General features: G+C 61.0%; 5 protein-coding genes. 3 read left to right on the top strand and 2 right to left on the bottom strand.

What is annotated here, in order from left to right:
• Positions 1–118 precede the first annotated feature (118 nt).
• A complete protein-coding gene (locus NG895_RS18940; protein WP_252854094.1) occupies positions 119–1222 on the top strand; it encodes an arabinan endo-1,5-alpha-L-arabinosidase in 1104 nt (367 codons plus the stop codon).
• Between the two features lie 22 nt (positions 1223–1244).
• Here NG895_RS18940 and NG895_RS18935 read toward each other — a convergent pair whose 3' ends face one another.
• Together NG895_RS18935 and ftsH are read right to left on the bottom strand one after the other, a co-directional pair.
• A complete protein-coding gene (locus NG895_RS18935) occupies positions 1245–2333 on the bottom strand; it encodes a glycoside hydrolase family 43 protein (protein ID WP_252854093.1) in 1089 nt (362 codons plus the stop codon).
• Positions 2334–2938: 605 nt separating this feature from the next.
• Entirely contained in the window at positions 2939–5026 is a 2088-nt protein-coding gene (gene ftsH, locus NG895_RS18930) for an ATP-dependent zinc metalloprotease FtsH (RefSeq protein ID WP_341871470.1), read from the bottom strand.
• A gap of 362 nt (positions 5027–5388) precedes the next feature.
• Here ftsH and dxr point away from each other — a divergent pair, with 362 nt between their 5' ends.
• The gene (dxr, locus tag NG895_RS18925) at positions 5389–6579 is read left to right on the top strand and encodes a 1-deoxy-D-xylulose-5-phosphate reductoisomerase (RefSeq protein WP_252854092.1); all 1191 of its coding nucleotides are present in this window, start codon (positions 5389–5391) and stop codon (positions 6577–6579) included.
• On the top strand, positions 6570–8714 hold the full coding sequence (locus NG895_RS18920; protein ID WP_252854091.1) for a site-2 protease family protein: 2145 nt from the start codon (positions 6570–6572) through the stop codon (positions 8712–8714). The genes dxr and NG895_RS18920 overlap by 10 nt, the downstream gene beginning before the upstream one ends.
• Positions 8715–8729 lie beyond the last annotated feature (15 nt).

The following is an 8729-nucleotide window of genomic DNA, read 5'->3' as shown; positions in this document are numbered from 1 at the left end:
GCGACTCGTCCCTTGTTCGCGTCTCCCGTTGGCACGGCGTATACTAGGAGCGTCCCGTCAGGTTCTTTAGGGGCTCTTCGTGCATTATGTCTTTTCTTTGTTGCTATCGGAGGGTGGCATGCCGTTCTCGTTGAGGTTTGACTTTGCTGCGACGATTCGTCGTATTGTGGCAATTGCGTGGGCCGCTTTGGTGGTCTGCCAGTTGGGGGTCGCACAGGATCGTAACGTCGGGGTGCACGATCCGGTCATCGCTCATGAGGGCGACACCTACTACCTCTTTGGAACCGGACGAGGGATCCGCGTGCAGTCGTCCGAGGACCTGAAGTCGTGGAAGCCACAGCCACCGGTGTTTCAGGAGACCCCGTCGTGGATGAAGGAACTGGCGCCGCAGTTCCGCGGCGATCTCTGGGCGCCCGACATTTTTCATCACGATGGCACTTACTACCTGTACTATTCGGTATCGGCGTTTGGCCGGAACAACTCGGCGATTGGCGTAGCGACCAACAAGACGCTCGACTCCACGAGTCCCGACTTCGCCTGGCAGGATCATGGGGTGGTTGTGCGTTCAATCCCGGGGCGAGACCTGTGGAACGCGATCGATCCGAACGTCGTGATCGACGAGGACGGTACGCCTTGGATGACTTTTGGATCGTTCTGGACGGGCATCAAGCTCGTAAAGCTCAGCGCCGATCTCACCAGCATCGTCACCGGTCCCGGCGAGGAGTGGCATACCCTGGCCTCACGCGAGCGCGACTTTGTCGTGGATGAGCGCGACGCAGGCGACTCGGCGAACCCCGAACTCGACTACGAATCGCTTTACACACCCGAGCAACTCAAACGCAACCACGACATGCAAAATGGTGCTATCGAAGCTCCCTTCCTGTTTCGCAAGGACGGCATGTGGTACCTGTTTGCCTCTTGGGATCGTTGTTGCCGCGGCGCGCGAAGTACCTACAAAGTGATCGTAGGTCGTTCGCAGGACATCCGTGGGCCGTACCTCGACAAGGACGGTAAGCGGCTCGTGCGTGGCGGTGGCACATTGGTTGTCGAGGGCGATGGCGAGCAGTGGGCCGCCGCGGGCCACCCCTCCGCCTACACGTTCGACGACTCTGACTACCTTGTGTTTCACGCTTACGACCTGAAGGATCGAGGCAAGTCGAAACTGCGGGTTCGTGAGATCCGCTGGGAAGATGGCTGGCCGGCCGTCGACTTGGGCGAGTGACGGATGGTTCAGCTGTGGTCATTTATGACGGGTCGGCGCCGGTGAATTCTTTTTCGATCCGTAGCGTCTCGCCGGTGTCTTCGAGTTCGAAAATGCGCGGCCGCGTCACGCCGGGTTGGTTGTTGGGCGAGTGCAGCACCATCATCAATTTCCCCTCCAAGGTGGTGAACAGGAATCCGTGGCCGCCATCGTCCGTGTAGAGCGGTTCCGCTTGGTGTCGCCACGGACCTGCTAGTTTGCCGGAGTCGGATATCGCCAGGCCGGTGGTGTATCCGCCCCCGGCGAAGCTCGACCAGATCATGAACAACTTGCCCGACTTGCTGCGGTAGAAAGAGGGGCCGTCGGTGACGTACCCGCCCTCGCCACCGCGGTGGGGCCAAGGTGCCTGATCAGCTGAGAACAATCGCACCGGCTCGCCGATCGCCCTGGAAAGGTCGTCCGCCAGCGGTACGTACTCAATCGTGCCCACCGTGATCTGCACCCACTCGTGGCAGAACACCATGTACGGCTTGCCATCCTCGACATACAGTGTGCCATCGAGCGTCATCATATCCGTGGGCGGAGTGGAGCGAGATTGGAACGAGGTGAAAGGTCCCGTGGGCGAATCGGATTTCAGGATCGTCGAACCCCGCGTGACCCGCGGCCGCCAGTTGCGCCACTGCTCGGGCAGCAGGTGGCCCGTGTCGAAGGTGAGGAATAGATAGTAATTGCCACGATAGGCGAGCAGCTCGGGCGCCCAGATGCTCCGCACGGCGATGTCGCCCCACGCATCGTCGGGCGCCTCGTAGATGACTTCGGGGCCGTCCCAGGTGCGGAGGTCGCGACTGGTGTACTGCCAGACCCGTGGACCGCGTGAGCCGATCATGTAGTACGTCTGCGACTCTTTATCCGCCAGAATGCAGACGTCGCGCAAACGAACATCCGCCAGGGGAAGCGGCCCAGCGGGAGGGTCGAAACGACGGCGGCGGACCCGTGGCGCTGGACGCTCGGACGGACCTTCGCCAACAGATTCTGCGCCAGGTGATTCGCTCGCTTGCGGCTGCTGTGCCGAGGCGGAGTGGCTAACGAGGAGCGCAAGTATGAGGGCGAGCAAGCGGATCGATTGAACCATCGTGTGTTGCTTCAAACTTAGAGGAGAGGGTGGGACATGGAGCCCGGCCGCAGTGCAGTCCATTCGACCGTTGGGCAAGGTTTAGTCCCGGGGGCGATAGTCGTCATGATGCCAGAAATTGGTCGCTGGCAACAGAATGGCGTACCGCGCGGACCGCGCGAGATCTGTCCCCCATTGTCCTGTTCGATGCTCAAAAATCGCGAGTGTCCAAAACTCGCCGTAGAGTTTTCGCCCGGATTGGATTTAATAGGAGAGGTGCGCGGTGCGCAGCGATGCACTGTGCTGTGACGGCGGCCGGAGTTGGGCGGCCCCGCAGACGATTTTAGCGCGGCGGCGGGGCAAGTTTTGTCCCCACTGCGTGACAGTAGGGACAAAACTCCGTGAGTTGCCTCCACGGATACGTTTGCAACCTGTTGCCACGCAACGAGTTACGGTAAGCCATGGCGGCGCCCTCGGCAGAGTTTTGGTCCCATGGATCGATTGCGCGATGGTGGGGCCCCGGGGGAAAACTACAACTCATTGCCAAGCAACAAGTTACAGAAAGTGAGTTTTGTCCCCGGTGGACCAAAAAATCTCCTAGTGCTCAGGGCGAGCAAATGGGGGCATCAACCCTCGGCGGTCTCGCCTTCGCCGGTGGAGTTGGCCGGCGGGGACTGAGAGGACGGTGTGGTTGGTTTGCGCTCGCCGGTGCCGGGGACGATCCGCGGGCTGGGGTTCGCCTGCTCGATAATCTCACGCAGTTGTGCTCCGTCGATCACTTCCAGTTCGATCAGCGAGTTGGCGACGGCATCGAGAGCCGAGCGGCGCGACTCGAGGATGCTGCGGGAGCGATCGAGTTGCTCGTCGATGATACGTTTGACTTCCTGGTCGATCTCGCGGGCGGTTTGCTCGCTGTAGTACCGCGTGGCGGGGCCTTCGCTGCCGGCGAGGAACATGCCACGACCGCCTTCGCGGAACTTGATCCGACCCAGGCGGCTCATGCCGTAGTCCATCACCATGCTGCGGGCCGACTCGGTGGCTCGCTCCAGGTCGCTGGTGGCACCGTTGCCGACGTCGTCGAACACGAGCTCTTCGGCCAATGTTCCGCCGAGGCAAACCTGAATGTCACTTTCCAACTGACCGCGGGTCATCATGAAGCGATCATTCTCGGGTCGCTGCATCATGTAGCCCAGCGCGCCGAGACCACGAGGAATGATCGAGACCTTATGAACCGGATCGGTGTTAGGCAACGAGTAAGCAACCAGGGCGTGACCCGCTTCGTGGTAAGCCAAGCGGAGTTTCTCGTCTTCCTGGATAATGCGGCTGCGTTTTTCGAGGCCAACGCTCACGCGTTCGACCGCCTCGTTGAACTCCTCCATACCGACAAGCTCTTTGCCGTTGCGTGCGGCCAACAGCGCGGCTTCGTTGATCATGTTGGCCAGGTCGGCTCCAACGAAACCGGCAGTGATGCCCGCCAGGGCTTTCACGTCGACATCGGCGTCGACTTTGATCTTTTGCAGGTGAACTTCGAGAATCTCTTCGCGACCACCCACGTCGGGACGGTCGACCAGCACGTGGCGATCGAAGCGACCGGGACGCAGCAGGGCAGGGTCGAGCGTTTCGGGGCGATTTGTAGCGCCCATGACGATTACCCCGCTATTGGTGCCGAAGCCGTCCATCTCCACGAGCAGGGCGTTGAGTGTTTGTTCGCGTTCGTCGTGTCCACCCAGGTTGCCGCTGCCACGGGTCTTGCCCAAGGCGTCGAGCTCGTCGATGAAAATAATGCAGGGCGCGCGGCCTTCGGCTTGCTGGAACATGTCGCGGACCCGCGCAGCACCCACGCCGACAAACATCTCGACGAAGTCGGAACCACTGATCGAAAAGAACGGCACGCCCGCCTCGCCCGCCACGGCCTTGCCGAGCAGCGTCTTACCGGTTCCGGGAGGGCCGACCAGCAGCACACCCTTGGGAATGCGTCCGCCGAGTCGCTGGTAGCGTTCGGGGTTCTTGAGGAAGTCGACCACTTCGCGGAGTTCGTCCACGGCTTCGTCGATTCCGGCCACGTCGTCGAACGTGATGTCGATGTCTTCCTGGGCGTAGAGCTTGCCTCGGCTGCGACCGAACGCCATGGGCGAGCCGGCCCCGCCGAGTCGGCGGACCATGAAAATGAACAGCACCACCAACAGGGCCATCACCAGGAAGAATGGCAAGTAGACGCTGAAGAACGGATTCTCCGGCGGTACGCCTTGCCAGTCGTCAAAGTTGTTATCACGCAATACCTTCACCAGGCCATCGTCGGCCACACGGTAGGTAACGAAGGTGACCGTTTCGGCCTTCTTCTCTTCGTCGGTCAGCTCCCGGCCCGAAACACTCACCAACTGGCGGGTGACCTTGCCTTTGACTTTTTCGTCGCTAACCACCAGGTCGGAGAGCGCAGAGAGTTTGATCTTCTTGAGCTGGTCGCCGTCGCGCTTCTCGATCTCGATCCAATTGGGGTGCTCGTCCGCCTCGTAGCCATCGTCTTCGACGGGTTTGCTGGCGACAATCAGCTCTTCCAGATCGCTCCAACTGATCTGCTCCTGGTGGCCGGTGGTCAGCATGCCGACGATCAGCAGCAGGGCGAGGCCCACTGCTACCAGGTACCAGACGAAATTGCCGCCTCCCTGGCCAGTTGGTTTGCGGTCGGGGTTGTTTGGGCCGGAAGGGTTTTCCATAGGTCTTCTTAATATCTCGCGGTCAGCGGCGAAAAGCCGGTTGGGAGCTCGTTCAGCGGGGCGCGCGGACCGAGCGTAAGCTACTGTTAGCTAACGCAGCGAGTCCGCCCATGGTTCATGGTAGGGCTCTGGAGCTTTGGTAGCAACTTGCCCAGGTTGCTCGCAAAAGCCACCCTTCCTAGAATGACCTGCGATTTCGTAACCGTCTATTTGCCAAGCGCTTAAAACAAACAAACTAGTGCCACACCGGCCCGCTTTATCGGCCACTTGTGGTGCAATCCGCACAACCGCCACAACGGCTAAACTGCGACAACGACCTGGACATTCAGCCCCGGACGTTGACCGCCCTGGAAACCTCCCTGATGGCCCCGCCTACCGCAGAAACTACGGAATCCCGCGATGCGAAACGCGTGGCGGTGCTGGGCGCCACAGGCAGCGTAGGGGCCAGCGCCGTGGAGGTGATAGCAGCCAGCCAGGGGCGGCTAAAGGCGATTGCCCTGTCAGCCCATCAACGCTTCGATCGCCTCATCGAACAGGCCAAGCGACTGAAACCGCGGTGGGTGATCGCCACCGACGCGGCGGCCGCCAAGAAGCAGAGTTGGCGAAGGCTGCCCAAGGGAACGGAACTGCTGACCGGTCCCGAGGCCCTGGAACAGACCGTCTGCCACAAAGATGTCGACACGGTGCTAGCAGCCATAGTCGGCACGGCCGGGCTCCAGAGCACTTGGGCCGCCGTGGACGCGGGCAAGACCGTCGCCCTGGCAAACAAGGAAGCCCTGGTAGCCGCCGGGCCGCAGATTCAAAAGCTCGCTCGGCAGCGAGGCGCGACGCTGCTGCCCGTGGATAGCGAGCACAGCGCCATCTACCAGGCCCTGAAGTGCGGCGCCGCCAACGAGGTGGAGCGACTGGTGCTTACCGCCAGCGGGGGGCCATTCCGCACCTGGGATGCCGACGGTCTCCGCCAGGTGACCGTTGACGAGGCCCTGGCCCATCCCACCTGGGATATGGGTCCGAAGATCACGATCGACTCGGCCACACTGATGAATAAGGCGCTGGAGATCGTCGAAGCCCGCTGGCTTTTCGACTTGCCCGCCGAGCGGCTAATGGTGATGATTCATCCTCAATCGGTAGTGCACTCGCTGGTGGAGTTCGTGGATGGGTCGGTGATCGCCCAGCTGAGCCCACCAGACATGCGACTGCCGATCCAGTACGCTTTAGAATATCCGCACCGCCGTGAGGCACTCGCCGAGCGGCTCGACTGGACTCAGCGGATGGTATTGGAGTTTGAGCCGCCGGACTTCGATCGTTTTCCGGCGCTCGAACTGGGGTTCCGGGCGGCTCGCGAAGGAGGCACCGCCGGCGTGGTGGTGAACGCTGCCAACGAGGCGGCCGTCGGCCAGTTTTTGGATGGCGAGCTACATTTTACCGAAATCGTACCGGCATGCGCCAGCGTGCTCGAGTCACATCATTTTAGTCCATCGCCCACCCTCAAAGAGCTCCTCGAGCTCGACCAGTGGGCACGGCGGGAAGTTGAGAATTGGGTATGTGCTTAGACTTCACCCTGGCATCGTCGGTGCTGGCTGCAAGCGATATGTCGGGCTACCTTGCCGGAGCGCTGGCTATCCTGGCTGCTGCGGCGGGCTTGGGATTCATTATCTTTGTGCATGAGCTGGGCCACTTCCTGGTCGCCAAAGCATGCGGTGTGAAGTGCGATAAGTTCATGATCGGCTTCGACATCGGCGGCTACAAGATTGGCAAGCAGGTCGGCGAGACTTACTACGGCATCGGCATCCTGCCCTTGGGTGGCTACGTCCGCATGATGGGGCAGAACGACGACCCCCGTATGAGCGCCGAGCAGATTCGCGAATCGGAAGCGACGACCGGCGACGAAGGCGTCGAGACCAAGGAGATCAAAGGTCCCGACGGCAAGATGCACCAGGTCGACGCCCGCAGCTACATCGCCAAGACCGTTCCGCAGCGGATGGCGATCATCTCTGCTGGTGTGGTAATGAATGTGATTTTCGCCTTCATTTTCGCCCTGATCGCGTTCCGTGTTGGTGTGCCGAGCATTCCTTGCATCGTTGGCAGCACCGATCCCGGGGCACCGGCCTGGCAGGCCGGGTGGCGCGCCAATGACGTGATTCTGCGGATCGACAACATCGAAAATCCTTGGTTCGAGCAACTGCAAAGCGAGGTGACGCTTAGCGGTGAAGATGAGCCGGTGGAGTTCGAAATCGAGAAAGCGGAAACGGGAGAGATCGAGACCTACTCCATTCAGCCTTCCCGAAAGCGAAAGCTCGCACAGATCGGTATTGGCAATCCGTGGTCGCTCGATTTGCTCGACGAGGATCCCACGCGCAAATTCACACCGGCCGCCAAGGTGAGCGACAAGATTCCCGGCGGTAGCCATGTCGTTGCCGTGAATGGCCAGCCTGTGGAAACCTGGCGTGACCTGCAAGGCAAGTTGGCGACGTCCGCCGCCGAGCCGATTTCCCTCACGCTGCAGCCCAAAGCCAAGAAGGCCAAGGACGCCAAGCCAGAGCCGGTGGAGGTAACCATCGATGCCAACCCAGCCGAGTACGTCGGATTGGTGATGAAGATGGGACCTATCACCGCCGTGCAGGACGACTCGCCAGCCGCCGAAGCCGGATTGAAGGCCGGCGACACGATTGTCGCCATCAACGGGACGCCCGTTGGCATGGTCGACGAGTCGACCGTTGGCTGGGACCCGCGGACGCTGGCCGCACGCCTCGACAAGATGGGGCGCAGTGGCGAGTCGGTCGAACTTACCGTGCTTCGCGGAAGCGACAAGGAAAACAAGGCATCCACCGAGACCCTGAACGTACCGCTCCGCAGTGCCGACTGGTACGAGATTCCCCTGTCGGAGAAGAGCCCCACGTCGGCCCCTTCGCTCGGCATCGCTTACTACTTGCTGAATGAGGTAGCTGGCGTCGTGCCCGGCTCGCCTGCTGCAGAAGCTGACATTGAGCCTGGCGACAGGTTGTCGACGGTGAAGCTGGTGATCGACAAGGAATACGAGAAGGAGTACGCCGGGTTCAAGGAGCCGTTCGAACTCACCGACGACAAGCTGGCCTGGGCATTCATCCTGGCCAACAGCATTCAGGACACTCCCCCTGGCAGCAAACTGGAACTCGAGCTGTTGCGTGGCGAAAGCGAGAAAGCCAAGAAGCTGAAGGTATCGGTCGACATCGTCACGGACAACGATACGCATATTCCGCAACGCGGGATTACGCTGATGCCGATTGAGCGGATTCGCATCGGCAAGACCTTCGGCGAACAAGTTTCAATGGCTATGTCCGAGACCCAGCATGCGCTGACCAGCGTCTACCGGTTCCTTTACCGCATTATCAACCGCGAGATCGATCCCCGACTGCTTGGTGGCCCGATCACCATTGCCAAGGCCAGCTATTTGCAGGCCCTGGATGGACCGGGACGGCTGCTGCTGTTCCTGACGTTGATCAGCGCCAACCTGGCGGTGGTGAACTTCCTGCCGATTCCCGTGCTCGATGGCGGGCACATGGTGTTCCTGACCTGGGAGGGCATCTTCCGCCGCCCGCCGGTCGACTGGATTGCGGGGGCACTGAACCTGGCCGGGCTGGCGTTCATCATCTGCCTGATGCTGTTCGTGTTCGGCCTGGACTTGGGGCTGATCCCTCGGAATCTGTAGCTATTGGCGAGTCTG

It is taken from the genome of Aeoliella straminimaris, assembly GCF_024054565.1.
GTDB lineage: Bacteria > Planctomycetota > Planctomycetia > Pirellulales > Lacipirellulaceae > Aeoliella > Aeoliella straminimaris.
The sequence above is the reverse complement of the archived record's forward strand: the minus strand, read 5'-3'. Positions and strand labels throughout refer to the sequence as shown.